A 25,764-nucleotide genomic window follows, 5' to 3' on the forward strand; every position below is an offset into this window, starting at 1 on the left:
CAGGGGATCAGCAGGGGGTGGTGCGGCGGGCGTGGGCGAGGAGGATGGAGGACAGGGAGGGGATACGGCAGGCGGCCCGGTCGAGGGGCCGCAGCGGGCGCGGTACGTCGTGGTAGGGGGCGCCGGCGATCCGTACGACCTCGAAGCCGGCGGCCGTCAGGAAGCCGCGCAGCGCACGGGCGGTGTAGAGGCGCAGATGGCCGACGACCTGGGTGCCGGGCCGGCCGTGGATCCGGCGCAGGCTCACCTCCGAGAAGACGGGCTGTACTCCGGCGAGCAGCAGTCCGCGGTTGTACCAGGCGGCGAGATTGGGGGTGGACAGCATGAGGTGACCGCCGGGGCGCAGCACGCGGCGCAGTTCGTCCAGCGCGGCGTCGGGGTCGACGAGGTGCTCGACGACCTCGCTGAAGAGGACGGCGTCGGCCGCGCCGTCCGCGAACGGCAGCCCGCCGTCGGTGAGTTCGCCGCGGACGACGGACGGGATGCGGGGCTGGGCGCGGCGCAGGGCGTCCTGGGACCAGTCGACGCCGATGAGGCGGTGGCCGGCGAGGACCTCGGCGGCGGTGGCGGCGGCCGAGCCGTCGCCGCAGCCGACGTCCAGGACGGTGGCGGGCCGCGCGGACCGTACGGGGCCCAGGGCGCGGGCCAGGAGCCGGGCCTGACGCCGGCTGCGGGCGGCGCCGGACGCCACCGGCACGCCGGGGTCCTCGTAGAAGTCCCGCAGACCGACGGGCGGTACGGGCGGTACGGGCGCGGCCCCGGCAGGGGACGCACCCCCGGGCCCGGCGTCGGGCGACCGCGTCGTGGGGTGCCGCGTCATGGGGCGCCTCCTTCGGCTGGGGGAGGGGAGGTCGGCGGTGGCCAGGCGGTGGCGGCGAGGGAGGAGCGGAAGAGGGCGCCGAGGCGGGCGCCTGCCGGATCGTCCAGGAGGGCGCGCGACCAGCGCAGCGCGAGCTGGATGCGGCCGCCGACGGAGACGGTGGTGACGGTGAGGCCGCGTGGGGTGCGGGCCGGTGCGGAGAACCACACCGCCGTGGGGCGCCCCGCCTCGCCGAAGTCCAGTGGGTAGGGGATGCGGCCGATGTTGGACAGGAGGGTGGTGGAGGTCCAGGGAGCGGCGGCGGCACGCAGTGTGCGGGTGGCCGCGGCGCGCAGCCCGACGGGCAGTACCGGCGCGGTCAGCAGCGCCCCGGACAGCCCGAGTTGCGGGCCGGGCGGCGCCGACTTGAGGGCGCGGGTGCGGGCCGCGGTACGCCGCAGCAGCCGGGCCACCGCGTCCGGGTCGGGCGGATCGGCGGTCAGCAGCGCGGCCTCCCGCCGCTCCTCGGGGCCGAAGCCGACGGAGAGCAGCCGGGTGCCGTTGCCGATGGGCATCTCGGCGCCGCGCGGCCGGTCGTCGACGGGCATGGTGACGACGACGGGCGCGGAGCGGCGGGCGTGCAGCCGGTTCCAGCGGCCCACCATCAGGCAGGTGGCGACGAGCAGTTGGTCGTTCACGGTGTACGGGGCCCGGCCGCGGTCCCGCGGCGGACGGACCGGCACCGGCAGTTCGGCGATCAGCATGCCATTGCCGGTGCCGGTGCCGGTGCCGGTGCCAGTGCCAGTGCCGGTGCCCGTGCCTGTGCCTGCGGCCGCGCCCGCCCCGACGGCTGTGCCCATGCCTGCGGCCGCGCCCGCCCCGGCGCCCGTGCCCGTGCCCGCGCCACAGCTCCCCCCGCGGTCGGCGGCGATCCGGGCCGGACGGGAGAAGCGGTGCCCCCCGCCGCCCGGATCGTCCGCACCGCCCGGGTGCCCCGCGCCGCCGCCGGCGGCCCGTACGGGCGGCGGTGCCGGGGAGTTGTCCGCGCCGCCGTAGAGCTCGGCGGCGGTGGCCAGCACCCGGAGGCAGGCCGGCCCGTCCAGCGCGGTGTGGTTGATGGTGAGCAGCAGCACGGTGCCGTTCGCGGACCCCGGTTGCCGGATCACCTCCAGACGTACGGGAGGCGAGGAGTCCAGGGGCGGGCAGTGGGAGAGCGCGCGTTCCCGGGCGCGGGCGAGGGCGTCGGGCCCCGGTGGCGGAAAGGCGACCGGGTCCACGTCCGGGGCCGCGGTGAGCTGCCACGTATAGCGGCGGCGCCACCAGCGCACCGGCTCCTGGCGCATCAGGATGCGCGGATGCCGGGCGAGCGCCTGATGGAACGCGGTGCGCAGGCGCGCGGGATCGACCCGGCCGGGGAGGTGCACCTCGATGTGCACGGTCTCCGGCTCGTCGTCGGCCAGGCAGTGCCGGGCGATCTCGTCGACGAGCGGGAACGGGACGCGGGCGACGGCGGGCCGGCGGAGCGGGGGCGGCCCGTACGACGGCGAGGCGGCGGCCGGTTGCAGCGCGGTCATCGTGCGGTGTCCTCCCCGTCGTCATGCGGTGGCGGCGGTGGCGGTGGCGGTGGCGGTGGCGGTGGCGGCGGTGGCGCGGGCGACCGTCCCGGCCGCCGTCGTTCGGCCCAGTCAGGACCGTCACCCCGGGTCCGCCCCCGGGCCACCAGGGGGCGGCCGGCGGCGGGCGCACCGGGCCCGTCCGCGGAGTGCGCGACATCGGTGCCGCCTCGCGGCCGCCGGGGAAGCGGCGGCGGATCCGGCGGTGCGCCCGGCCCCGCCCCGCCCGGCCCCGCCCCGCCCGGTGAGCGGGCCGGCAGCGGTTCGGCCACCGGAGCCACCGGTGCCGGCACCGTCACCACCGCCGCCGCCAGCGCCAGCAGCGCCAGCCCCTGCGCGACGCCGCTGAACGCGCCTTGACCTGCGGCGACCGGCTCTCCCGCGCCGAGCGCCGCCACGACCCCCGCGGCCGCCATCGCCAACAGGGCCGTCCAGACGAGCAGTTGCGGCCGGAGCCGGGCCGCCAGCGCCAGCACCGGCACGATCAGCGCGTACGGCCCGGCCGCCATGGCCACGACCGCGGTGAGCGCCACGACTCCCAGGACCCACGACGGGGCGGGCGGCGGCGGCAGGGCGGGCGGCGGTGTGCGGGGCGTCCGGCGGACCAGTGCGGAGACGGCCAGCAGCGCCACACCGAGCGCCCCGCCGATCAGCCCCAGGTCGTAGGCGCCGGCCGGACCGTAGGTCAGCTCGATCGTGCCGCCCGCCCCGGCCGGTACGAGGAAGGCCTGCTGCCAGCCGTCCACCCGCAGCGGGGTCAGCGGCCGCCCGTGGAGCGTGGCGCGCCAGCCGTCGTTGGCGTTCTCGTACATCTGCAGGTAGACGGCCTCGCCGGAGCCGACAAAGACGGTGCGGCGGTCCCCCGACCAGTCCTCGGCGGTGACCTTACGGGCCTGGCCGGCGGAGTACGGCGCCGACGCCCCCGAGCTCGCGGCCGCCGTCTGCTCGCTCCCCCTGCGCAGCGTCACGTCCGTCAGCGCCAGCGGCCCCTGGTCCCCCGCCTCCACCCGGTGGCGGCCCGCCGGCAGCTCCAGCCGGCCGTCCCGTGCCGGTCCCGCGCACAACCGCACGTCGACCGGCCGGCGTTCGGTCAGATCGCGGACGTGTCCGGAGGCCTTGGTGGCGTGCAGTACGCCGTCGACGGCGAGCACGGGGCCCTGGCCGCAGCCGACAAAGAAGCGGGCGCCGGCGGCGGGCCGCGGGGTGCGGTAGGCGTCGAGCGCCGGCAGGTAGACCTCGCTGAGGCCGACCGGGAGCTGCAGGGCCTGGCCGGCGACCGGGTTGTGCAGCGTCAGCTCCTTGACCTTGCTGATGGTGATGTCGAGGCGGTCGGTGGTGATCGGGTCGAAGCGGGCCTGGCCGTTCTCGTCGACGCCCGCGGTGGCCGCCCCGTCCGGTGAGTTGACCAGGATCTGCTCCGGGCGGGTGGAGATACCGCCCGCCGCGGCCAGCACGATCTGGTCGATCTTCTTCCTGCCCGGCCAGCGCAGATGCAGCGTCGGTGTGTCACCGGCGATCCAGGCGGTCGTCAGATCGCCGTCGACGAGGTTGCGGGGGCTGAGCGACTGCCCGAAGCCGAAGCTGGTGGAGTCGGCGGTGGCGGTGATCCGGTCCTTCTGCTCCGGCGCGACCCGGTCGAGCAGCCGGTCGAGTTCGGCGCCGGGAACGGCCAGCGCCTTGCCCCGGACCTCGTACGAGGCGCGCTGGCCGGAGCGGAACTGGCGGTGCAGTCCGACCTCGGCGGAGACCGGGGAGAGCCCGCCCGGGTCGCTGCCGCGGTGCAGGGAGACGGTCTCGGCGGGCGCGTCGGAGTCCTGGGCGTCGGCGGGGAGTTGCAGCAGCCGGGTGACCTGGACGCCGGGCAGGGTGATCTCGCTGAACCCGGCGCCGGACAGGCCGGCACGCGGGGTCTGCGAGCCCAGGATCGTCACCTTCAGCCAGTTCGCCGTGCCGGGTGGGGCCTTGACCCGCTGGGGCGTGCCGTCGGGGCGCAGCGTGCCGTCGGCGCTGCCGCGGTCGGTCTGGATCCGAACGGAGGTGGGTGCGGCGCGCAGCCCGTCGCCGCGCAGCGGGGTGAGGGTCAGCGCGGACGGGACGGCGGTCGGCCGGGTGAAGGCGATCTTGACCCACTGGCCGACGGGATCGCCGGCGCTGCCCTCCGCCCACGCGGTGTCCGGGTTCCCGTCGAAGGCGTTGACCGGGTCGTACTGCGGCAGCTGGAAGAGCCAGTTGCCGCTGGTGGACGCGGTGACCGAGGCCGCGCCGCGGAGCTGGGCGGTGGTCTGGTGGCCGAGGCCGGCGGTCGGCAGGATCTGCCGGGGCGGCCGGCCGGGGTCCTGGACGCTGTCGGGGTGGTTTCGTTCCCCGGCCGTGTAGGTGTACGACGTGTTGCTGTTGACCAGCCCGAAGCGGGTGTCGGCGCGGCGCAGGCCGTCGGCGGTCAGCTGCAGCGGCGGCGTGCCGAGGCCGGGGTGGCGGTCACCGGCGAGCACGGTGGGGCGGTGGCGCAGCGCGGGGTCGGCGGACAGCTGGAGGAGGGCTTCCGGGCCGCCGCTGAGCCGGGCGGTGTCCGCGACGGGCCGGGCGCCGACCCGGCCGGGCTCGGGGGTGCGGCCCGGCTGGTAGATCTCGACGGCCCGCTGGCGCGGGTAGAGCCCCTGGATCTGCACCGGGGCCTCGGCGGGGATCCGGCCGCCGGTGGTCAGCGGGCCGAAGGCGGCCACCTTGCGGTAGCCGGACGCCTCCAGGGTCCGCTTGACGGTCTGCGGCGGGACATAGCCGATCTGGTCGGGGTCTAGGTCGTTGCGGACGACCACATCGTGCAGTCCGGCCCGGCCCAGGTAGTCGCGCAGGCCCGGGACCTGCGCCCCGGTCAGCAGCGCCTGTTCCACGGCGTCCAGGGCGCGGCGGGCGCCCGGGGTGCCGAACGGGACGAAGTCGCGCTGCGCCCAGGGGGATTCGGCGAGCACGTCGAGGGGCTCGTCGATGGGGGAGCCCCAGGTGTAGATGCCGTGCGCGGTGGCGGGAACGATCAGGGCGCGGCTGTCCGGGGTGTGGGCCCTGAGCCAGCCGGCGGTCTGCTCCCAGTAGGAGGGCAGCTTGGTGAAGGCGCCCGGCTGGAGGACGGTGCCGGTCAGGAAGGGCAGCGCGAGGGCGGGCAGCACCAGCAGCGCGGTGAGCTGGGGGAGGCGGCGGCGGGCCGGGATACGACGGGTGGTGCGGCGTTCGGCGGCACGGGCGAGCAGATGCGCCAGCCCGAGGGTGAGCGCCAGCGCCAGGCCCGGGGTGAACTTGTAGATGTTGCGGAACGGGCGCAGCCACCCGTTGAGCCAGTCCTGCCACAGCCCGTGCAGGGGCCCGCCGAGCGCACCGCCGTACCCGGCCAGCGCGATCAGCGCCACCGCCAGCACGGTCAGCAGCAGCCAGCGCCGCTCGGGCAGATCGCGGCGGGCCAGGCCCGCCAGGCCGAGCGCCGCGGCCAGCGCCGAGCCGAACACCGCGAAGGCGCCCGCGGTCATGGTCCAGCCGGCCGGCAGCCACGGCTCACCGAAGTTGAGGTAGCCGACCCAGTTGCCGGCGCCGCGCAGCATTTCGGTGGCGGACATGGTGCCGGTGGTGGTGTCGGCCTGTTCGATGAACGGCATGAAGTTCTCGCCGTGGATGCCGAGCAGCAGCAGCGGCACCACCCACCAGGCGGTGGCCAGCACGACTCCGGGCAGCCACCAGGCGAGCAGCCGTATGCGCCGCGGCCCCGTACGGGAGAGCAGATACAGGCCGGCGGGCAGCAGCGAGGCCAGCGTGGAGGCCGCGTTGACGCCGCCCATGAAGGGGATCAGCAGCGCCGAGCGGGTCGCCGCGATACGGGCACCGGCCTGCGCGTTCGTCAGCGGCAGCAGCACCCAGGGGAGCAGCGCGCCGGGGAGGGCGGCCGCGGAGGTGGAGCCGATGACGATGGTGAAGGTGGGCCACAGGGCGTAACAGGCGGCCGCGAGCAGCCGGGTGGGCGGGCTGCCGAAGCGCAGCCGCTCGGCGAGCCGCAGCGCGCCCCAGAACGCGGCGGTGACGATCAGCGACATCCACAGCCGCTCCGCCAGCCACACCGGCACCTGGGCGAGATCGGCCAGACCGTAGTAGGGCAGCGTGGGGAAGGCGTAGCCGACGTACTGGTCGGCGATGCCGCCGAAGCCCGCGCGGTCGTGCCACAGCTGCCCGAGATCGCCGAGGAACCGCCAGGGGTCGGTCGTCACGCCCAGCTTGGTCTCGAACGTCATCTTCCCCGGCGAGGGCAGCAGGAACGCGGTCAGGGCGGCCGCCCAGAAGGCCAGTAACCAGCGTCTGCCGCGGGGCCTGCCCGGCGGTGGGGCGAAGGTGGTGGTGGTCCTGCCGCCGGCATCGGGCGTTCCCGGGGACGGGGAGGGCCGCAGGGTCTGGGTCATGGCAACCGCCGGAGGATGAGGAGGAGGTTCCAGGTGGCGACCTCCCGGACGCCCGGGAGGCGGGGGATGGCCTCGGCGAGGAACGGCGCGTAACGGGAGCGCGCGGTGATGATCGCGACGTCGTCGCGTGCCCGCACCTGCCGCAGGGTGCGCCCGATGTGCACGGCGAAGAGATTGACGCCCAGGGTGTGCTTGGCCGGCCGGCCGGTGCGCCGCCGGTAGCGTCGGCGGGCCCGTTCGGCGCCCAGGTAGTGCCAGGGCGCCATCTCGTGACCGCCCCAGGGGGAGAGCCAGTTGGTGAACGCCACATAGATCAGCCCGCCCGGCCGGGTCACCCGGACCATCTCGCTGAGGAAGGTCTGCGGGTCGGCGACGTGCTCCAGGACGTTGGAGGAGAAGCAGATGTCGGCGGCGCCGTCGGCGAGCGGCAGCAGATAGCCGTCGGCGACCACCGCGCCCGCCGGGGCGCGGCCGCGGGCGGCCAGCTCCGCCGTGTCGGGCTCGAAGAGGTAGCCGTGCGCGCCGCGGCGCCGGAACTCCTCGGTGAAGTGGCCGGCGCCGCCGCCGACGTCGGCGACCACTGCGCCCTTCAGCGGCGCATGGCGTTCGACCTGGTCGGCGGCGTCGCGGGCGAGCAGCCGGTAGCAGTGCTCGGGCCGGGTCTGTTCGCTCAGGAAGGCCCGGAAGAGGGTGTAGGACCTGCGCAGCGAGGGGTCGCGCACCGGGGACTCACCGCCCGGGGAGCGCGTCGAGGACGGCCTCCGCGGCGACCGCGCGGAAGCCGCGGACGGTGTGGCTCCACCGGAAGCGGGCGGCGCGTTCGAGCGCGGCACCGCCCAGCGCTGCCCGGCGCCGGGCGCTGAGCGCGAGGGTGCACCAGTGCGCGGCGAACGCGCTCTCGCCGCGGGCCAGCAGACCGGTCACGCCGTCCTCGACGGAGTCCCGCAGCCCCGGGATGTCGAAGCCCACGGCGGGGGTGCCGCGGGCGGCGGCCTCCATGACGACCAGACCCCACCCCTCGACCAGCGAGGGATGCAGCAACAGCCAGGCGGAGCAGAGCAGTTCGTGCTTGCGCTGCTCGGTGACGTGGCCGGTGAAGGTGACACCGGGGCCGGCCGCCGCGGCCAGCCGGGCGCGCTCCGGCCCGTCCCCGACGATCACCAGCCGGCCGCCGGTCACCGGCCGGACCCGCTCCCACAGCCGCAGCAGCAGATCGATCCGCTTGTATTCGACGAGCCGCCCCATGGCCAGGAAGAGCGGCTCCGGCGCCTTGGGCACCAGGGGGCCGGGCTCCTCGACGCCGTTGTGCACGACGCGGATCCGGCCGTGGTCCACGCCGAGCTCGCGCAGTGCGGACGCGGTCGACCCGGAGACCGCGACCATCAGGTTGCGGCGGTGGGTGGCGGCCAGCGCCCAGTGCTCCAGACGGCGGCCGAGCCGGGCGGCCGGCCCCGGGTAGCGCAGCTGCCACAGATCCGTATGGACGTGGTTGACCAGGCACAGGACGGGGCCGCGGTGCCACAGCGGCGCGAGGTACGGCATGCCGTTGCAGACCTCGACCAGCAGGTCGCAGGCGCCGACCCGGCGGGCCAACTGGCGGGGCACGCGCAGGAAGTGACCGGCGTCGCCACCCGCGGACACCACCCGGTACTCGCGCGCGGTGGGGGCACCTCCCTGCTTGAGCGGAGCCGGGAGCTCGGGGGCTGGGCCGCCGCACAGCAGGGTCACCTCGTGGCCGTGTGCGGCGAGCCCGGTGGCGATCTTGTCCACCAGCAGCTCGGAGCCGCCGGCGGACGGGTTGCCCAGGTCCCGGCGGGCGAGGAAGACGATCCGGCGGGGAAGCGGGGACCGGCCGGCGGCGGGGGAACCGCCGGCCGGAGGCGCGGGGGGCGGGGAGGGGCGTACGTACTGGGGCAGGTGCTGGGGCATGTGCCATCCAACTCGTCTCAGGGTGCGGTACCGGCGGTGGGGGGTCGTACTGCGAACTGAGTCGTGCGGGGCCGTGCTGCGCCATGGGGTGGATAGTTTTGGCCCGGCCGCCGGGGTGCGGCTACTCACCGGGGTGACAAAATCCGGCCCGGCCCCAACTGACGGTTCATCACTTCGCTCAGGGGCCCGGCCCGCCCGGCCCGCTCAGCGACCCGCCCGCCGCCCGCGCACCGCCCACCCGGCCCCGGCCACCGCCAGCACCCCGCCCGCCACCGCGGCCCCCACCGGCAGCACCCCGCCGACCAGGGCCAGCCGGTCGCTGTCCGCCTTCGCCAGCCGCACCTGCGCCCGCTGCGTCGCCGGCGTGAACTGCAGGTGCTCGCCCCGCAGCAGCGTCACCGCGTCGCGCCGGGCACCGGGCGCCCGCAGCGTCTTGAGCGGCGAGATCGCGGCATGGATGATCCGGCCGGTGCGCTGCTCGACGACCAGCTCGACACCGGAGTTCGCGTACCACTCCTCGGCCTGGATCTGGCCCTGCCCGCCCCGCCCGACCAGCCGCCCGGGGACCTGCCGGCTGCCGGTCCGGGTCGGCGGCACGGTCCCGGTGAAGCGGTAGCCCTCGTACCCCTGGACGCGCCGCGTACCGGCGAAGCGGAGCGGGACGGCCGCACCCAGGGTGTTGTCCCACCAGCGATAGCTCTTCTTCTGCACATCGAAGGGGAACTTGAGGTACGCATCGCCGTCGAAGCGGGTGGGAGCCTCCGCGCAGCAGTGCACCGGCGCATTGCTGCGCCGGTCGGTGACCCAGCGCTCGGTGGTCCACTGGAACGCCTTGCGCGGATCCCGCAGCGGCAGCGTCCGGGGGGTGTCGACCGTGGTCGACACGTCCCATACGGCCCGCCCGCTGCGCTCACTGGCCGCGACATCGCCCAGTACGTGCCGGGTGATGGTGATCTGCTGCCGGTGCCGGGTGCGCAGCGCGGCGGTGTCGAAGTAGCTGCCGGTGCCGGTGAAGACGGTGGTGACATCGACGTCGACCGGGGTGACCTTGGCCCGTGGCTCGACGTACCAGGCCAGCAGGGGCGCCAGGACCAGCAGGAAGACGCCCAGGCCCAGCAGGGCCAGGGACGGCGGCGAGGCGGCGTTGGCGGCGTTGGCGGGGGTGGCGGGCTTGCCGGATGCGGGCATACGGGCACTCCTGGAAGCGGTGGGGGATCACGCTCTGGTGCACGTGCGGGGTGCCAGACCCGGTCCGTACCGGCCCTGGGCGCCATGGGCCGGGAACGTAAGCGAACTCTTGACAGGGCGTCAATGCCCTTCCACACTCGACTCGCCCCGGGGCATGTCCCTGTGGTGCCGCGCTGTGGGACGCGGCGCCGAGCCGGCTCCGCTCCGTACACCGCGGGCCGTGCGTGTGCCGTACCAGCCTCGACGGGGACCGCCGAACGGTCTTCGGCATCGACGAAGGGCCGCCGCGCCATGCACCGAACGCTCGCCGCCGCACTGACCGCGCTCGCCGCCGCCGCACTCGCCGTCGGCGTCGCGCTCGGCATCGTCGCGGCACTGGAGGCCGCCCCCGAGCAGCCGAACGTGCCGCTGGTGACCTTCGGCCGGGCCGGCGAGTAGGCGGCCGGCGTGCGAAGGAGGCCCGCGTCGTGGTGACCGCCGTCCGCTCGGCCTGGCGGGACGTCCCGCCCTACCAGGTGCGGCAGTTCGCCGCGCTGGCGCTGGACGAGGTGCCCTCCCTGGCCGAGGGCATCCTGCGCGAGATCCGCCGGGAGTACCCCCAGCTCCCGCTGGTGCCCGACGAGTTCGGCGAGCCCCGGGCGCTGGTCGGCATCCGGCAGTCGCTGGAGCACTTCGTCTCCCATCTGACGTCCGGACTGGACCGCCCGCACGTCCACCCGCGGGTCTTCCAGGAGTTCGGCCGCGGCGAGGGCATCCAGGGCCGCAGCCTCGACGCCCTGCAGGCCATCTACCGGCTGGGCGTACGGCTGGCCTGGCGCCGGCTCGCCGAGATCGGCCAGCAGGTCGCCATCCCGGCACCGGCGATGTACGAGCTGGCCGAGTCCGGGTTCGAGTACCTCGACGGGCTGGTCGCCGAATCCGTGCGCGGCTATGCCGAGGCCGCCGCCCGGCAGGCCGGTGAGCGGCTGCGGCTGCAACGCCGCCTGATGGAGCAGCTGTTCACCAGCAGCGGCAGGCGGCGGCGCGGCAGCGGTCCCGGTGCGGCCGCCGTGCTGCCGGCGCTCGCCGAGCGCGCCGCCCGGATCGGCTGGCCGCTGCCCGAGCAGGTCGCGGTCGCGGTCCTGCTGCGGCCGGCCCGCGAGGCGGTGGCGCCCGCCGTCGCCCCGGACGTGCTGCTGGACATGGAGTGCGAACGGCCGCGGATGGTTGTGCCGGAGCCGGACGCCCCGGGGCGGCGCGAGCTGCTGGGGCGCGCGGCGGCCGGCTGGTCGGGGGCGATCGGCCCCGCCGTGCCGCTGCTGGACGCCGCGAAGTCGCTGCGCTGGGCGGGGGCCGCGGTCGATCTGGTGGAGCGCGGACTGCTGCCCGCGGGGGAGCTGCTGCAGTGCACCGAACACACCGAGGCGCTGGTCCTGCTGCCGCCCGAAGAGCTGATCGAGGACCTCACCCGCCGCCGCCTCGCCCCGCTGGAGCGCTGCGGCCCCACCCACGGGCGGCGGCTCGCCCAGACCCTGCTCGCCTGGCTGGAGACCCGCGGCGGCGCCCCCGAGATCGCCGGACGGCTCGGCGTCCACCCGCAGACCGTGCGCTACCGCCTGCGTCAGATACGGGAGTTATGGGGCGGGGAGATGGACGACCCGGACCGCCGCTTCGAACTGGAGCTGGTGTTACGGGCGCGGCGGCTGCGGGGGGAGCTCGACTGAGTCCCCGCGCGCGATCAGCACCTCCATACCGTCCAGGAGCCGCGCCAGCCCGAACTCGAAGAGCGTCTCCAGCGTCACCGCGCCCTCCCCGACCCCGTCGATCCCCGCGTACATGGGGTACGAACCGGACTTGAGGATCCCCTCGAACACCGGGTCCATGGACGCCATCCACTGGTTCTGGTCCATCCCGGTCTCCTGCTCGGCCTCCAGGTCGTCCTCGAAACCCGCGGCGGTGGACCGTACGTAGTTCAGCAGCGTCACGGCCATATGGATCAGCGTCAGCGGAGCCATCCCCCCGACCCGCGCCATCGTCCACTCGATCAGCGCCATGGCGCGCGGCATCGGCTGCGGCCGGGTGATCGACAGATACTGCGCCAGCCACGGATGCCTCCGGTAGAGCTCCCACTGCAGCCGCGCACCGGCCTCCATCCGGTCGCGCCAGCCCTCCGGCGCCGGCTCGGGGAGCTCGACGTCCGCGAACGCGGCGTCCGCCATCAGCAGCACCAGCTCGTCCTTGTTGGCCACATGGCGGTAGAGCGCCATCGAGGTGACCCCGAACTCGGCGGCGACCCGGCGCATCGACAGCCCGCCCAGCCCCTCGGCGTCGGCGACCCTGATCGCGGCCCGTACGACGCCGTCGCGGCTGAGCCCGCTGTCGGTCTCGCGCGGCTGCCGCTCGCGCGGGGCCTGGCCGCGCGGCGCCCGCCGCGGTTCGGCCACGACCGTGCCCACGCCCGGCACGGCCCGTACGAGCCCCTCCTGGCGCAGCGTCGTCAGCACCTTGGTGGCGGTCGCCATCGCCACGCCCCACTCCTGGGTGATCCGCCGCGTCGAGGGCACCCGGTCGCCCGGCGCCAGTTCACCGGCGTCGACACGGCTGCGGATCTCCTCGACGATCCGGCGGTAGGGCGGCGGGGCCGACTGCTCCACGGGGCAACCTCCGTACTAGTGCACCAGGGGGATCTCACGCGCTCCGAGCGTAGCAGCGGGCGCCTCACCAGGGCATTGCACTAGGCAGGTGCACTAGTGTGATGCACCTCCAACTTCCCTGTCCCGCCTGCTGTTTGCACGGTAAGCATCCACTGCTTACCGTGTCACCCATGACGTTTACTCCGTACACACCCGCCTCGCGGGCCGGCCGCCGGGAGTGGACCGCCCTGGCCGTCCTCCTGCTGCCCTGCCTCCTCGTCTCGATGGACGTCTCGGTGCTCTACTTCGCGGTGCCGTTCCTGACCGCGGAGCTGGATCCCAGCAGCGTCCAGCAGCTGTGGATCCTGGACGTCTACGGCTTCGTCCTGGCCGGCCTGCTGATCACCATGGGCGCGCTGGGCGACCGCATCGGCCGCCGCCGGCTGCTGCTGTCCGGCGCCCTCCTCTTCGGCCTGGCCTCCGCGCTCGCCGCCTACGCGCAGAGCGCCGAAACGCTCATCGCCGCACGGGCGTTGCTCGGCGTCGGCGGCGCCACCCTGATGCCGTCCACGCTCGCGCTGATCCGCAATCTCTTCCACGACGCCAAGCAGCGCGGCACCGCGGTCGCGACCTGGTCGGCGGCGGTGATGGGCGGGATCGCCATCGGGCCGGTGCTCAGCGGGGCGCTGCTGGAGCACTTCTGGTGGGGCTCGGTGTTCCTGATCAACGCGCCGGCGATGGTGCTGCTGCTGGTCTGCGGGCCGCTGCTGCTGCCGGAGTTCAAGAACCCGGCGGCCGGACGCTTCGACCTGCCCGGCTCGCTGCTGTCCCTGCTCGCCATGCTGCCGGTCGTCTACGGCGTCAAGGAGATCGCCCGCGACGGCCTCGCGGCGCTGCCGGCCGCCGCCCTGGTGTTCGGCCTGCTGGCCGCCGCGGCCTTCGTCCACCGCCAGCGCACCGCCCGCCACCCCATGCTCGACCTGGAGCTGCTGCGGCACCGCGGGTTCAGCGTCTCGGTGCTGATGAACCTGCTGGCGACGTTCGCGGTCGTCGGCTGCGCGGTGTTCTTCACCCAGTACCTGCAGTCCGTCAAGGGCATGAGCCCCCTTCGGGCGGCGCTGTGGAACCTGCTGCCGACGCTCGCGGTGGGCGCCATGGCGGCGGTGGCCACCGCGCTCGCCCGCCGGATGGACCGGGCGTACGTCATCGCCCTGGGGTTCGCCGTCGCGGCCGGCGGCTTCCTCTGGCTGTCCTGGCTGGAGCCGGGCTCCGCCCTCTGGTACGTCCTGGTCGCCTCGTCGGTCTACGCCTCGGGCCTGGTGATGGTGATGTCCCTCGGCAACGAACTGGCCCTCGGCGTCGCCCCGCCGGAGCGGGCGGGCTCCGCCTCGGCCCTGCTGGAGTCCGGCACCGAACTCGGCGGTGCGCTGGGCATGGCCATCCTGGGCAGCATCGGCAGCGCCGTCTACCGCGGCCACATGGAGGACGCACTGCCCGACGGGCTTCCCGCCCAGGCGGCCGACGCGGCCCGCGAGACCCTGGCGGGCGCGGCCGCGGTGGCCGGCGAACTCCCCGGCCGGTCGGGGCAGGCGCTGCTGGGCGCCGCGCGGGCGGCCTTCACCGACGGGCTGCAGACGGTGGTGCTGGGCGCCGCGGGGGTGATGCTGTGCGCCGCGGTGCTGGCGGTGGCGCTGCTGCGCGGCCTGCGCATCCAGGGAGCCGAGGGCGGCCAAGGGGGCGACGAGGCCCCTCCGGCGGCCGCCGCTCCCTCCCCCTCGGCTCCCGCCGCCGAAACCGTCAGCTGAAGTCGAGCCCGCCGGTGCGGGTCCGCTTCAGCTCGAAGAACCGGTCGTAACCGGCGAGGAGGCGGGCGCCGTCGAAGACCCGCACCGCGTCCTCGCCGCGCGGGATCGCCGTCAGCACCGGCCCGAAGAACGCCACCCCGTCGATGTGGATCGTGGGCGTACCGACGTCCTCGCCGACCGGGTCCATCCCCGCGTGGTGGCTCTTGCGCAGCGCGTCGTCGTACGCCTCGCTGCCGGCGGCGCGGGCCAGCCCGGCCGGCAGCCCGACCTCGGCCAGCGCCTCCTCGATGACGGCGGCGGTGTCCTCGCGGCCGTCCTTGTGGATACGGGTGCCCAGCGCGGTGTACAGGGCGCGCAGCACGCCCTCGCCGTGCTCCTGGGCCGCCGCGATGCACACCCGCACGGGGCCCCAGCCCGCGTCCAGCAGCTCGCGGTACTTCTCGGGGAGGTCCTCGCGGCCCTCGTTGAGCACGGACAGGCTCATCACCCGGAACCGCAGATCCAGGTCGCGGTGCTGCTCGACCTCCAGGATCCAGCGCGAGGTGATCCAGGCGAACGGGCAGATGGGGTCGAAGTAGAAGTCGACGGAGTGGCGGGTGTCGCTCGGGTTGGTCATGGGGTGAGGTTAGAACGCCACCGGCCCGCCCGCCCGCCTGCTTATTTCGGCTCGGCGCCCAGCATCCGCTGGAGAAGCTCCTTGAGCAGCGTCCGCTCGGCGACCGTCAGCCTGCCGAGGGGCTCGCCGGCGAAGTCGAGGGAGGTGCGCAGCGCCTCGGCCGTGCGCGCGCCCTCGGCCGTCGCGGCGGCCAGCTTGACGCGGCGGTCGGACGGATTGGGCCGGCGCTCGACCAGGCCGCGGGACTCCAGGCGGTCCACGATGCCGGTGACGTTCGACGGCTCGCACTTCAGACACTGCGCGATCTTGCGCATGGGCACCGGCTCGACCGCGAGCAGGCTCAGCACCCGGGCCTGCGCGCCGGTGAGGGAGTGCTCGGCCGCGGCGTGCTCGTACTCGTCGTGGTAGCGGGCGACGACGGTGCCGATGAGCTCGACGACCTCGACGGTCAAGGGGTCTGCGCGCGGTGTCATGCACAGCAGGATAGCCAATTGCTTGACAACATGAAATATCGATGGCCATTATTGTTTCAGTACCTGAAGCATTAGGAGGGACCGCGCTCATGTCCGCACTGCCCACGACCAGCCGCGAATGGCACCTCACCGCCCGCCCGCACGGCTGGCCCACCCCGGAAGACTTCGCGCTGCGCGAGACCGCGGTGCCCGAGCTCGGCGAGGGCCAGGTCCTGGTCCGCAACAAGCACTTCTCGGTCGACCCCTACATGCGCGGCCGGATGAACGACGTGAAGTCCTACATCCCGCCCTTCCAGCTCGACCAGCCGATGGACGGCGGCGCGGTCGGCGAGGTCATCGCCTCGCGCGCCGACTCCCTCGCCGTCGGCGACCACGTCCTGCACGGTCTCGGCTGGCGCGAGTACGCGGTCCTGGACGCCGAGAAGGCCGCCAAGATCGACGCGTCGCTCGCCCCCCTCACCGCCTACCTCGGCGTCCTGGGCATGCCGGGCCTGACCGCCTACGCGGGCCTGCTGGAGGTGGCGTCCTTCAAGGAGGGCGACACGGTCTTCGTATCCGGCGCGGCCGGCGCGGTGGGCAGCGAGGTCGGCCAGATCGCCAAGCTCAAGGGCGCCGCCCGGGTCATCGGCTCGGCCGGCTCCGACGAGAAGGTCAAGCTGCTGGTCGAGGAGTACGGCTTTGACGCCGCCTTCAACTACAAGAACGGCGATGTCGCCGAGCAGCTCAAGCAGGCCGCGCCCGACGGTATCGACGTCTACTTCGACAACGTCGGCGGCGACCACCTCGAAGCCGCCATCACCTCCCTGAACGTCCATGGCCGCGTCGCCATATGCGGCATGATCTCGATGTACAACGCCACGGAGCCGACCCCCGCGCCCCGCAACCTCGCGCTGGTCATCGGCAAGCGCCTGCGCCTGCAGGGCCTGATGGTCCGCGACCACGCCGCGATGCAGCCGCAGTTCGTCGAGGAGGTCTCCGCCTGGATCCGCTCCGGCGAGCTCAAGTACAACGAGACCAAGGTGGCCGGCATCGAGAACGGCGTCGAGGCCTTCCTGGGCCTGCTGCGCGGTGAGAACACCGGCAAGATGATCGTGAGCCTGGACGACTGAGGACGCGTCCGCCGATGCGGGACGGCGGCCTTCGGCACGCCCGAAGACCGCCGCCCACCCACCCCCACCCCCCGCTCACCGGCCGCGAAGCCGTGAAACTCCTTGCGGCGGACGCCCTGGGAAGCCAGGGTCTCGCTCATGACAACGGTCTCCGTGCGCCCCCTGGAACCCGACGACTGGGCCCTCTACCGCACCGTCCGCCTCGCTGCCCTGGCGGACGCTCCCGAGGCGTTCGGCTCCACGCTGGGCCGCGAGCAGGCGTTCCCGGAGGACCGCTGGCGCAAGCGCCTCACCGGGCGCAACCAGTTCCTCGCCGAGGACGGCGGCGAGGCATGCGGACTGATCGGCATCATCCCGCCTGGCCCCGGCCCCGGCCCCGGCCCCGGCCCCGCCGAGCTCGTGTCCCTGTGGGTACGCCCCGCAACGAGAGGGCGCGGGGTTGCCGACCTCCTGGTGCGCGAGGCGCTGCGGTGGGCCGGCGACCAGGGCTTTGACCGGGTACTGCTCTGGGTGGCCGACGGAAACGACCGGGCGGAGCGGCTCTACGCCCGCCATGGCTTCCAGCGGACGGGGCTGGTCCAGCCCGTGCGGGAAGGACAGAAGGAGCTGGAGTTCGCCATGGTCCGCGCGATACGCCTCGGCGAGACCGTCTAGCTCGCGGCGACGGCCGCCTCACCCAGCCGCCTCACCGGTCCGCACGACGGCTCGCCCGGTGGCCTCGCCCGCTGGCCTCTTGCGCCCGCCCGTTAGGCTCGGCGGCAAGCCGTCGCGATCCGTGGGCGCGAGTCGCGGCGAACCACAGGAGGATCTCGTATGTCCATCCAGACCGTCGACGTCGTCTACACCGCCGTCGCCACCGCCGAGAACGGCCGTGACGGCCGCGTCGCCAGCGATGACGGCAAGCTCGACGTGGTCGTCAACCCGCCCAAGGAGCAGGGCGGCAGCGGCGCCGGCACCAACCCCGAGCAGCTCTTCGCGGCCGGCTACAGCGCCTGCTTCCAGGGCGCCCTCAGCGTCGTCGCCCGCCGGGAGAACGCCGATGTCTCCGGCTCCCAGGTGACCGCCAAGGTCGGCATCGGCAAGACCCCGGACGGCGGTTTCGGCCTCACGGTCGAGATCTCCGCGTCGATCCCCAACGTCGACGCGGCCACCGCCAAGGACCTCGTGGAGAAGGCGCACCAGGTCTGCCCGTACTCGCACGCCACCCGCGGCAACATCGACGTCAAGCTGACCGTCGCCTGATCCACCGCTGACCGGCGATTCCACACCAGGGGCCGCATCCCGCCACGGGGTGCGGCCCCTGGCACGGATGGCCCGTTCGCCGCCGTAGAACCCTCAACTCACGCTATTCTCAAGGAGCTTCACCGCGTTCCTCCCCACAGCTTCGCCGGCTGATCCGCCGGCGGAGGCCCTGAACTCCGGGGCCTGTCCGGAGGAGCGAGGAGGAGCGATGGACGATCAGAACACGGAGCAGGAGAGCGAGAGCGCCCGGTGGACCCCGCCTGACAGGTGGCAGGTCGTGATCGGCGTGCTGGGCCTGCTCGTGGCGGTCGTCGCTTGTGTAGGGCAGTTCGCCCGGTAGTCGCCGGGTAGGCCCACGGTCCGGACACGGCCGGCTCCCGCTCGTGAGGCGGGACGGTCAACGGGGGAGTGCCCGGGCTGATCATTCGCCCGCAGGGACATCGCCTGTACGGCCACCCGCAGGGACATCGTCCGTACGGCGCCGCCACCGCGGCACGTCCGCCGCCAGGCCACTCCGATCCACTCCGATCCACCCTGATCCACCCTGATGTGACGCAGGCAACATTCGCGACGCCTTGACGCAGTCGCCATGTAATCGATTTCGTAGCCCCCACGAAAACCTCGCGAAATCGATTACACGACGCCTGCCCGAAGCCGCTCGGCCCCCTGACCGGCCGGCCGCCGGCGGCCGGCGGACACACGAACAGAACGGCAACGGCGCCATGGCGAACATCAAGGATGTGGCAGAACGGGCAGGAGTCTCCGTCGCCACGGTCTCCCGGGTCCTCAACGGCCACAGCCCGGTCGCCGAGACCCGCGAGCGGGTGCTGGCCGCCGTACGGGAGCTGGGCTACCGCCCCAACAACGTCGCCCGCGCACTGCGCACCGCCCGCACCGGCACACTCGGCCTGATCATCAGCGACCTCACCAACCCCTTCTTCACCGAACTGGCCGACGCCGTCGAGGACGCCGCCCGCAGCCTCGGCTACAGCCTGGTCATCGGCAACGCCGGCGAGCGCCCCGAGCAGCAGGACGACTACATCCGCACCCTGCTCGACCGCCGGATCGACGGCCTGCTGGTCAGCTCGGCGGGAACCGGCTCGGCGATGCTCGGCGAGGTCGTCGCCTCCGGCACCCCGCTGGTCCTGCTGGACCGCACCGTGCCCGGCATCGACGCCCCCTGCGTACGCGCCGACGGCGCTGGCGCCCTCACCGACCTCGCCGACCACCTCGCCGCCCTCGGCCGCCACCGCCCCGCGATCATCGTCGCCCCGGCCGGCACCCCCACCGGTGACGAGCGCCTCGACCTCTTCCGTACCGCGCTGGCCGGCCACGGCATCGCCCTGCCCGACGAGCGGGTCGGCGCCACCCCCGATCTCCAGCCCACCGGCGGCCGGCAGGTGATGAGCGGCTTCCTGGACCTGCCCGAACCGCCGGACGCGGTCCTGGCCACCGACAACCTGATGGCGCTGGGGGCGATGGACGAACTCCGTGCGCGCGGAATGCGGGTGCCCGACGACATGGCGCTGGTGGTCTACGACGACGTGCCCTGGTTCGCCCACACGGATCCCCCGCTGACCGCCATCGCCCAGCCCACCCGCGAACTGGGCCGCGCCGCCGTCCGCACCCTGCTGGAGCGGATCGAGGGCCGGCCCGCCGACTCGGTGCTGCTGCCGACCCGGCTCGTCATCCGCCGCTCCTGCGGGGAACCGGCGGCCGCCGTCTGAAACATCCGTCCCGCGAGCCAGCGCGAGCCAGCGCGAGCCAGCGGGAAGCAGCGAGAAATAGCCGGAAGCAGCGGGAGACAACGGCAGACAGCAGCGGACCGCAAGCCGAACAGCAGCAGAAAGCCGCCCCGGGCCCGCTCCGACCACCGGCAACCGAGCCACGAAGCCACCGCAAGCCAAGCCCCCCAAGCCAAGCCCCCCAAGCCAAGCCCCCCAAGGCAGGTCACCGCAAGACAAGCCACCGCAAAGCAAGACCGCAAGCCAAGCCACCCGAAGACCCGAAGCAAACCACCCGAAGCAAGCCACCCGACGAGACCCGAAGCAAGCCACCAAGCAAGCCACCCGAAGAAGAGAGGGGCAGCGCATGACCGGCGTCAACGACGACGTACCGGGCAGCCGCGAACTGCTGCGCGTGGAGGGGGTGACGAAGTCGTTCCCGGGGGTCCGCGCACTGGACGGCGTGGACCTGAGCCTGCGCACCGGCGAGGTACACGTCCTGCTCGGCGAGAACGGTGCGGGCAAGAGCACCCTGATCAAGATGCTCTCCGGCGCCCATCGCCCCGACGCCGGCCGCATCCTCGTCGACGGCGGGCCGGCCCGCGAGCCCCAGGGCCTGCACGAGGTGCACATCCGCTCCGCGCAGGACGCCGAACGCCTCGGCATCGCCACCATCTACCAGGAGTTCAACCTCGTCCCCGGGCTGACCGTCGCCGAGAACCTCTTCCTGGGCCGCCAGCCGCGCACCGCCCTCGGTCTGATCGACAAGAAGACCATGCGCGCCCGCGCCGCCGCACTGCTCGGACGCGTACGCCTCGATGTCTCCCCCGACACCCCGGTCGCCGAACTGGGCATCGCCCGGCTCCAGATGGTCGAGATCGCCAAGGCGCTCAGCCTCGACGCCCGTGTCCTGATCATGGACGAGCCGACCGCGGTGCTCACCTCCGAGGAGGTCGAGACCCTCTTCACGATCGTCCGCGAACTGCGCGGCGCCGGTGTCGGCATCATCTTCATCACGCACCACCTGGAGGAGATCGGCGCGCTCGGCGACCGGGTGACCGTGCTGCGCGACGGCCGCTCGGTCGCGCAAGTGCCGGCCACCACCGACGAGAACGAGCTGATCCGCCTGATGGTGGGCCGGGACATCGCCGAGCAGTACCCCCGGCAGCGGCCCGAGCGGCCCGGCGCGCCGCTGCTGCGGGTCCGCGGACTGACCCGCAACGGGCCGAAGGACCAGCCGGTCTTCGAGGGCGTCGACTTCGAGGTGCGCGCCGGCGAGGTGGTGGGCCTGGCCGGACTGGTCGGCGCGGGCCGTACCGAGGTCGTCCGGGCCGTCTTCGGCGTGGACCGCTATGACGCCGGAACCGTGGAGATCGACGGCCGGCAGCTGGCCCGCGGCGATGTGCGCGCCGCGATGCGCGCCGGTCTCGGCCTCGTACCGGAGGACCGCAAGGGCCAGGGCCTGGTCCTGGACGCGTCCCTCCAGGACAACCTCACGCTCGCCCGCCTCGACCGCGACACCCGCGGCGGGCTGGTGGACCGCGGCGCCCAGCGGCGCCGAGCGGCCGCCGTCGCCGAGCAGTTGAAGGTCCGGATGAGCGGCCTGGCGCAGCACGCCCGTACGCTCTCCGGCGGCAACCAGCAGAAGATCGTCATCGGAAAGTGGCTGCTGGCGGACGTCAGACTGCTGATCCTCGATGAGCCGACGCGCGGTATCGACGTCGGCGCCAAGGTCGAGATCTACCAGCTCATCAACGAACTGACGGCGTCCGGCCGCGCGGTGCTGATGATCTCCAGCGATCTGCCCGAGGTGCTCGGCATGAGCGACCGGGTGCTGGTGATGTCGCAGGGCCGGCTGGCCGGCGAACTATCGGCCGAAGAGGCCACCCAGGACGCCGTGATGGAACTCGCGCTGCGGCCCCCGAACGGCACACCCCGGAACGGCACACCCCCGAACGGCACGCCCCCGGGCGGCAACGACACCGACGAGAGCGCGATGGAGGGCTCCGATGTCCGCTGAGGTGAAGACAGAAGCCGCCGCGGAGGCGGTGGGACGGGCCCCGGGCCCGGGCGGCCTCGGGCCGTGGTTCTCCCGGGCGGTCCTCAGGAACGGCCCGCTCGGGGGCCTGATCGCCCTGGTCGTCGTCATGGCGGCGCTGTCCGCGGACTTCCTCAACGGGCAGAACCTCCTCAACGTCGGCGTTCAGGCGTCGGTCACCGCGATCCTCGCCTTCGGCGTCACCTTCGTGATCGTCTCGGCCGGAATCGATCTGTCGGTCGGCTCGGTCGCGGCGCTCTCCGCCACCGTCGTCGCCTGGGCGGCCACCGGTGAAGGACTGCCGGTCTGGATCGCGGTGCTGCTCGGCCTCGCGGTCGGCGCGGCGGCCGGACTGGTCTCCGGAGCGCTGGTCGCCTACGGCAAACTGCCCGCCTTCATCGCCACGTTGGCGATGCTCTCGGTCGGCCGCGGCCTGGCCCTGGTCATCTCCGGCGGCTCACCGATCGCCTTCCCCGGCTCGGTCAGCAGGCTCGGCGACACCCTGGGCGGCTGGCTGCCGGTACCGGTCCTCGTCATGATCGCGATGGGGCTCGTCGCGGCCCTGATCCTGGCCCGTACGTACTCGGGGCGCGCGATGTTCGCGATCGGCGGCAACGAGGAGGCGGCCCGGCTCTCCGGCATCGACGTCAAGCGTCGCAAGCTCGTCATCTACGCGCTGTCCGGCCTGTTCGCCGCGGTGGCCGGCATCGTGCTCGCCGCCCGGCTCACCTCCGCCCAGCCGCAGGCTGCGGTCGGCTACGAGCTGGACGCGATCGCCGCCGTCGTGATCGGCGGCGCAAGCCTCTCCGGCGGCTCCGGGAAGGCGTCCGGCACCCTCATCGGCGCCCTGATCCTCGCCGTGCTGCGCAACGGCCTCAACCTGCTGAGCGTCTCGGCGTTCTGGCAACAGGTGGCCACCGGCCTGGTCATCGCCCTGGCAGTCCTCCTGGACACCCTCCGCCGCCGGAGCACCCGATGACCGCCCCCACCAACCACCCCACCACAACCAAGACACCCACCCGAACCGCTTGGCCCTTCCGGGCTAGGACGGCCGCCCGGGGCGCGTGGTACGCCTGGGCCAAGTCGCCCGCCCGGGGCAGGTGGTACGCCTGGGGTACGTCGCCCGCCCGGGGCGCGTGGCACTCCGGGGTCGAGACGGTTGCCGGGAGCAGGTGGCGCTTCCGAGCTAAGGCGGCCGCCCAGGGCAGGTGGTATGCCTGGGGCACGTCGCCCGCCCGGAGCGCATGGCACTTCCAGGCAAAGACGGCAGAGGCGGCCGAGATCGCTGAGATGGCCGAGACGGCTGAGACGGCAAAGGCGGCCGAGATGGCAAAGGCGGCCGAGATGGCAAAGGCGGCCGAGATGGCCGAGACGGCAAAGATGGCCGAGACGGCAAAGATGGCCGAGACGGCAAAGATGGCCGAGACGGCAAAGATGGCCGAGACGGCAAAGATGGCTGAGATGGCCGAGACGGCCGAAACGGCCGAGATGGCCGCCCGGAGGAGGCGGCGCCCCCGGACCAAGGCAGCCGCCCGGATCAGGATCCCGCTGGCGGCCGGGCTGGCGGCTACCGTCGCCCTCGGACTGGCCGGCTGCGACCGCGGCGGCAACACCGACCTGGGCCTGGCGCTGTCCACGATGAACAACCCGTTCTTCGTCGGCATCAAGAACGGCGCCCAGGCCGAAGCGGACGCCCGCGGCCTCCACATCAACATCACCGACGCCCAGAACGACCCCACCCAGCAGATCAACCAGATGGAGACGTTCACCAGCCAGAACGTCAAGGCCGCCATCATCAACCCGGTCGACTCCGATGCCGCGGTCCCGGCCGTCGGCGTCGCCAACCGGGCGAAGGTGCCGGTCATCTCCATCGACCGCGGCGTCAACGGCGGCACGGTCGGCTCCACCATCGCCTCCGACAACGTCGCGGGTGGCAGGCTCGCCGCGAAGACGCTGGCCGAATCGCTTGGCGGCAAGGGCAAGGTGGCGTTCCTGGAGGGCCAGCCGGGCACCTCCGCCGCCCGCGAACGCGGCCAGGGCTTCGAAGAGGGCATCAAGAAGTACCCCGGCATCGAGGTCGTCGCCCGCCAGCCCGCGGACTTCGACCGCACCAAGGGCATGGACGTGATGTCCAACATGCTGCAGGCGCACCGCGATCTCGCCGGGGTGTTCGCCGCCAACGACGAGATGGCGCTCGGCGCGGCCAAGGCGCTGGGTGGGCGGTCCGGCAAGGACGTGAAGGTGGTGGCGTTCGACGGCACCCCGGACGGTGTCCGGGCGGTCCGCGGTGGCGCGTTGACCGCTACCGTCGCCCAGCAGCCGGAACTCCTCGGCAAGCAGGCCGTGGACTGGGCGCTGAAGGCGGCCCGCGGTGAGAAGCTGCCACGGTCGGTCAAGGTGCCGGTGGTGCTGGTGACGGCAGAGAACGCCGCGAGGTTCGATGCCGGATGAATGTCCCTGGCTCACGGATGAATAGCTGGATGACACGGATGGATATCCGGATGGATATCTCGGGCTCGCGGACGAGTGTCCCTGACCCGTCGATGAGTGTCTGTGGCTCGCGCGGGGCTCCATTACTCTCGCAACGATTACGGAGAGTAATCAGTTCCCTCGGATTGTAGTCGGCGGTCCGGGTCTGGTGATGCCGGGTCTGGGGATAGACGACAGATGACAGGAATCGGTAGAGCGGTGCGGGAGCACGGTGCGCGCCGCCGGAAGGTGACAGTGGAAGATGAATGGGAGAACGGCGCATGTATGACGTCCTGGTGGTCGGCTCGGCCAACGCGGATCTGACGGTACGGGTCGAGCGGCGGCCCGGCGCGGGGGAGACCGTGCTCGGTACGGACCTGGTCGAATCGGCCGGCGGCAAGGGCGCCAACCAGGCGGCCGCCGCGGCCCGGATCGGCGGGCGCACCGCGCTGCTGGCGCGGGTCGGCGGCGACGCGTACGGCGAACTGCTGCTGCACGCCCAGCGCGAGGTCGGTACCGATGTCACGCCGGTCATCGTGGACGAGTCGGCCCGCACCGGCACCGCGATGATCATCGTCGACCCGGACGGCGACAACAGCATCGTGGTCTCCCCGGGGGCCAACGCCGCGCTCACCCCGCAGGACGTGGCCGCGGCGAAGGAGGTCATCGCCGCCTCCTCGGTGGTCTCCCTCCAGCTGGAGATCCCCATGGAGTCCGTACGGGCCGCGGCCACGGCCGCCGAGCAGGCCGGCACCCGGGTCGTGCTCAACCCCTCGCCGGCCCCCGAGGCAGCCCTGGCACCCGAACTCCTCGCTGCAGCCGACCCGTTGGTGGTCAACGAGCACGAGGCCCGCCAGCTCTCCGGCCGCGCCGACGGCACGCCCGCCGAGTGGGCACAGGCGCTGCGCGACCAGGGTGCCCGTTCGGTCGTGGTCACCCTCGGCGGGGACGGCGCGCTGGTCCTGGACGCCAACGGGGCCAGCGAGGTCCCCGGCGTACGGGTCAAGGCCGTGGACACCACCGGCGCCGGGGACGCCTTCACCGGTGCCCTCGCCACCCGCCTGGCGCGCGGCGACTCGCTCCCGGAGGCGGCCCGCTTCGCCGTACGCGTCGGCGCGGCGGCCGTCACCAAGCCGGGTGCCCAGCCGTCCTACCCGACGCGGGCGGAGCTGGAGGTGCTGGCGCCGGAGGTGTCGCAGGAGGGCTGAGGCTCGGCGGCGCGCTCCGGGGGAGGGAGCGGGAGGGGCAGCACCGTCCGCTGGTCGGGCCGTCCGCCGGTCGGGCCGTCCACCGGATGGGCCGTCTGCCGGTCGGGCCGTCTGCCGGTCGGACTGTCTGCCGACGGATGGTCTGCTGCTGGGTCGGAAGACGCTGGACCGTCAGCCGGTGGGCGGCCTGCCGCCGGCGGCAGGCACTGGACGGCCTGCCGCTGGACGGTCCGCGTTCGGGTGCTGAGTGAGACGCCGGGCGAGAGCTGCCGGACGGCCTCACGATGGACGGTCAGCCGCCGGGCCGCAGGACGCTGGACGGCCCGCCGCCGGACCACCAGACGTTGGACGGCCCGCCGCCGGGCGCTCAGCCGCTGGTCGGCCCCCCGCCGGACGGTTTCCGCGGGACGGCCGGACCGCCGGACACTGGACCGCCAGCCGCCAGCCGCCAGCCGCCAGCCGCCAGCCGCCAGCCGCCAGCCGCCAGCCGCCAGCCGCCAGCC

19 protein-coding genes and 2 pseudogenes are annotated in these 25,764 nt (G+C 73.8%); 12 read left to right on the forward strand and 9 right to left on the reverse strand.

Going from position 1 to position 25,764, the window contains the following annotated elements; all coding sequences use genetic code 11:
* Positions 1 to 7 precede the first annotated feature (7 nt).
* From ACWD6P_RS01580 to ACWD6P_RS01605, 6 genes are all read right to left on the reverse strand, one after another.
* Positions 8 to 820 carry a class I SAM-dependent methyltransferase gene (locus tag ACWD6P_RS01580; protein WP_451441944.1) on the reverse strand — a complete coding sequence of 271 codons (813 nt, stop codon included), beginning with the start codon at positions 818 to 820 and terminating at the stop codon, positions 8 to 10.
* Positions 817 to 2,373: a condensation protein gene (locus ACWD6P_RS01585; RefSeq protein WP_451441945.1), complete on the reverse strand. Its 1,557-nt coding sequence runs from the start codon at positions 2,371 to 2,373 to the stop codon at positions 817 to 819. The genes ACWD6P_RS01580 and ACWD6P_RS01585 overlap by 4 nt, the downstream gene beginning before the upstream one ends.
* Positions 2,370 to 6,848 (reverse strand): alpha-(1->3)-arabinofuranosyltransferase domain-containing protein, encoded by a 4,479-nt coding sequence (locus ACWD6P_RS01590; RefSeq protein WP_451441946.1) that lies wholly within the window; start codon positions 6,846 to 6,848, stop codon positions 2,370 to 2,372. The genes ACWD6P_RS01585 and ACWD6P_RS01590 overlap by 4 nt, the downstream gene beginning before the upstream one ends.
* Positions 6,845 to 7,570: a class I SAM-dependent methyltransferase gene (locus tag ACWD6P_RS01595; protein WP_451441947.1), complete on the reverse strand. Its 726-nt coding sequence runs from the start codon at positions 7,568 to 7,570 to the stop codon at positions 6,845 to 6,847. Before ACWD6P_RS01595 ends, ACWD6P_RS01590 begins: the two co-directional genes overlap by 4 nt.
* Before the next feature lie 7 nt (positions 7,571 to 7,577).
* Positions 7,578 to 8,777 carry a glycosyltransferase family 4 protein gene (locus ACWD6P_RS01600; RefSeq protein ID WP_451441948.1) on the reverse strand — a complete coding sequence of 400 codons (1,200 nt, stop codon included), beginning with the start codon at positions 8,775 to 8,777 and terminating at the stop codon, positions 7,578 to 7,580.
* A 204-nt stretch (positions 8,778 to 8,981) separates the two neighbouring features.
* Complete coding sequence (locus ACWD6P_RS01605) at positions 8,982 to 9,965, reverse strand: DUF3068 domain-containing protein (RefSeq protein ID WP_451441949.1); 984 nt, start codon at positions 9,963 to 9,965, stop codon at positions 8,982 to 8,984.
* 291 nt (positions 9,966 to 10,256) lie between these two features.
* Between ACWD6P_RS01605 and ACWD6P_RS01610 the strand changes: the two genes are divergently transcribed.
* Positions 10,257 to 10,403 carry a hypothetical protein gene (locus ACWD6P_RS01610; protein ID WP_451441950.1) on the forward strand — a complete coding sequence of 49 codons (147 nt, stop codon included), beginning with the start codon at positions 10,257 to 10,259 and terminating at the stop codon, positions 10,401 to 10,403.
* A 29-nt stretch (positions 10,404 to 10,432) separates the two neighbouring features.
* A complete protein-coding gene (locus ACWD6P_RS01615) occupies positions 10,433 to 11,668 on the forward strand; it encodes a PucR family transcriptional regulator (protein ID WP_451441951.1) in 1,236 nt (411 codons plus the stop codon).
* On the opposite strand, the gene ACWD6P_RS01620 is transcribed toward ACWD6P_RS01615, so the two are convergent.
* A complete protein-coding gene (locus tag ACWD6P_RS01620) occupies positions 11,633 to 12,598 on the reverse strand; it encodes a TetR/AcrR family transcriptional regulator C-terminal domain-containing protein (protein ID WP_451441952.1) in 966 nt (321 codons plus the stop codon). The genes ACWD6P_RS01615 and ACWD6P_RS01620 overlap by 36 nt on opposite strands.
* A 170-nt stretch (positions 12,599 to 12,768) precedes the next feature.
* Between ACWD6P_RS01620 and ACWD6P_RS01625 the strand changes: the two genes are divergently transcribed.
* On the forward strand, positions 12,769 to 14,382 hold the full coding sequence (locus ACWD6P_RS01625) for an MFS transporter (RefSeq protein WP_451441953.1): 1,614 nt from the start codon (positions 12,769 to 12,771) through the stop codon (positions 14,380 to 14,382).
* Here the strand turns inward: ACWD6P_RS01625 and ACWD6P_RS01630 are convergent.
* Both ACWD6P_RS01630 and ACWD6P_RS01635 read right to left on the reverse strand, forming a co-directional pair.
* A complete protein-coding gene (locus ACWD6P_RS01630) occupies positions 14,375 to 14,998 on the reverse strand; it encodes a mycothiol-dependent nitroreductase Rv2466c family protein (protein ID WP_451441954.1) in 624 nt (207 codons plus the stop codon). The two genes, ACWD6P_RS01625 and ACWD6P_RS01630, sit on opposite strands and share 8 nt — an antisense overlap.
* 41 nt (positions 14,999 to 15,039) lie before the next feature.
* A complete protein-coding gene (locus ACWD6P_RS01635) occupies positions 15,040 to 15,471 on the reverse strand; it encodes a MarR family winged helix-turn-helix transcriptional regulator (RefSeq protein WP_451441955.1) in 432 nt (143 codons plus the stop codon).
* A gap of 89 nt (positions 15,472 to 15,560) precedes the next feature.
* Between ACWD6P_RS01635 and ACWD6P_RS01640 the strand changes: the two genes are divergently transcribed.
* The 9 genes and pseudogenes from ACWD6P_RS01640 to rbsK all read left to right on the forward strand — a co-directional run bounded on the left by ACWD6P_RS01640 (position 15,561) and on the right by rbsK (position 25,261).
* Positions 15,561 to 16,580 (forward strand): NADP-dependent oxidoreductase, encoded by a 1,020-nt coding sequence (locus tag ACWD6P_RS01640; protein WP_451441956.1) that lies wholly within the window; start codon positions 15,561 to 15,563, stop codon positions 16,578 to 16,580.
* Positions 16,581 to 16,718: 138 nt separating this feature from the next.
* A complete protein-coding gene (locus tag ACWD6P_RS01645; protein WP_451441957.1) occupies positions 16,719 to 17,234 on the forward strand; it encodes a GNAT family N-acetyltransferase in 516 nt (171 codons plus the stop codon).
* Between the two features lie 159 nt (positions 17,235 to 17,393).
* Positions 17,394 to 17,822: an organic hydroperoxide resistance protein gene (locus tag ACWD6P_RS01650; protein ID WP_451441958.1), complete on the forward strand. Its 429-nt coding sequence runs from the start codon at positions 17,394 to 17,396 to the stop codon at positions 17,820 to 17,822.
* A gap of 208 nt (positions 17,823 to 18,030) precedes the next feature.
* Positions 18,031 to 18,162: a hypothetical protein gene (locus tag ACWD6P_RS01655; protein ID WP_451441959.1), complete on the forward strand. Its 132-nt coding sequence runs from the start codon at positions 18,031 to 18,033 to the stop codon at positions 18,160 to 18,162.
* Positions 18,163 to 18,544: 382 nt separating this feature from the next.
* Entirely contained in the window at positions 18,545 to 19,549 is a 1,005-nt protein-coding gene (locus ACWD6P_RS01660; RefSeq protein ID WP_451441960.1) for a LacI family DNA-binding transcriptional regulator, read from the forward strand.
* A 364-nt stretch (positions 19,550 to 19,913) separates the two neighbouring features.
* Positions 19,914 to 21,566: a sugar ABC transporter ATP-binding protein gene (locus ACWD6P_RS01665; RefSeq protein WP_451441961.1), complete on the forward strand. Its 1,653-nt coding sequence runs from the start codon at positions 19,914 to 19,916 to the stop codon at positions 21,564 to 21,566.
* Positions 21,556 to 22,554 (forward strand): annotated as a pseudogene (locus tag ACWD6P_RS01670) (ABC transporter permease); the annotation flags it as partial. The gene ACWD6P_RS01665 and the pseudogene ACWD6P_RS01670, both read left to right, overlap by 11 nt.
* Positions 22,555 to 23,204: 650 nt before the next feature.
* Positions 23,205 to 24,035: pseudogene (locus ACWD6P_RS01675) on the forward strand (D-ribose ABC transporter substrate-binding protein); the annotation flags it as partial.
* 299 nt (positions 24,036 to 24,334) lie between these two features.
* The gene (rbsK, locus tag ACWD6P_RS01680; protein ID WP_451441962.1) at positions 24,335 to 25,261 is read left to right on the forward strand and encodes a ribokinase; all 927 of its coding nucleotides are present in this window, start codon (positions 24,335 to 24,337) and stop codon (positions 25,259 to 25,261) included.
* Positions 25,262 to 25,764: the final 503 nt, after the last annotated feature.

This window comes from Streptomyces sp. NPDC002446, from assembly GCF_053595675.1.

Bases quoted from the DNA above. Each gene is read 5' to 3' on its own strand.
- ACWD6P_RS01585 (WP_451441945.1), bottom strand. From the start codon at position 2,373: ATGACCGCGCTGCAACCGGCCGCCGCCTCGCCGTCGTACGGGCCGCCC.
- ACWD6P_RS01665 (WP_451441961.1), top strand. From the start codon at position 19,914: ATGACCGGCGTCAACGACGACGTACCGGGCAGCCGCGAACTGCTGCGC.
- ACWD6P_RS01645 (WP_451441957.1), top strand. From the start codon at position 16,719: ATGACAACGGTCTCCGTGCGCCCCCTGGAACCCGACGACTGGGCCCTC.
- ACWD6P_RS01600 (WP_451441948.1), bottom strand. From the start codon at position 8,777: ATGCCCCAGCACCTGCCCCAGTACGTACGCCCCTCCCCGCCCCCCGCG.
- ACWD6P_RS01590 (WP_451441946.1), bottom strand. From the start codon at position 6,848: ATGACCCAGACCCTGCGGCCCTCCCCGTCCCCGGGAACGCCCGATGCC.
- ACWD6P_RS01605 (WP_451441949.1), bottom strand. From the start codon at position 9,965: ATGCCCGCATCCGGCAAGCCCGCCACCCCCGCCAACGCCGCCAACGCC.
- ACWD6P_RS01625 (WP_451441953.1), top strand. From the start codon at position 12,769: ATGACGTTTACTCCGTACACACCCGCCTCGCGGGCCGGCCGCCGGGAG.
- ACWD6P_RS01655 (WP_451441959.1), top strand. From the start codon at position 18,031: ATGGACGATCAGAACACGGAGCAGGAGAGCGAGAGCGCCCGGTGGACC.
- ACWD6P_RS01635 (WP_451441955.1), bottom strand. From the start codon at position 15,471: ATGACACCGCGCGCAGACCCCTTGACCGTCGAGGTCGTCGAGCTCATC.
- ACWD6P_RS01660 (WP_451441960.1), top strand. From the start codon at position 18,545: ATGGCGAACATCAAGGATGTGGCAGAACGGGCAGGAGTCTCCGTCGCC.
- rbsK (WP_451441962.1), top strand. From the start codon at position 24,335: ATGTATGACGTCCTGGTGGTCGGCTCGGCCAACGCGGATCTGACGGTA.
- ACWD6P_RS01640 (WP_451441956.1), top strand. From the start codon at position 15,561: ATGTCCGCACTGCCCACGACCAGCCGCGAATGGCACCTCACCGCCCGC.
- ACWD6P_RS01630 (WP_451441954.1), bottom strand. From the start codon at position 14,998: ATGACCAACCCGAGCGACACCCGCCACTCCGTCGACTTCTACTTCGAC.
- ACWD6P_RS01610 (WP_451441950.1), top strand. From the start codon at position 10,257: ATGCACCGAACGCTCGCCGCCGCACTGACCGCGCTCGCCGCCGCCGCA.
- ACWD6P_RS01580 (WP_451441944.1), bottom strand. From the start codon at position 820: ATGACGCGGCACCCCACGACGCGGTCGCCCGACGCCGGGCCCGGGGGT.
- ACWD6P_RS01650 (WP_451441958.1), top strand. From the start codon at position 17,394: ATGTCCATCCAGACCGTCGACGTCGTCTACACCGCCGTCGCCACCGCC.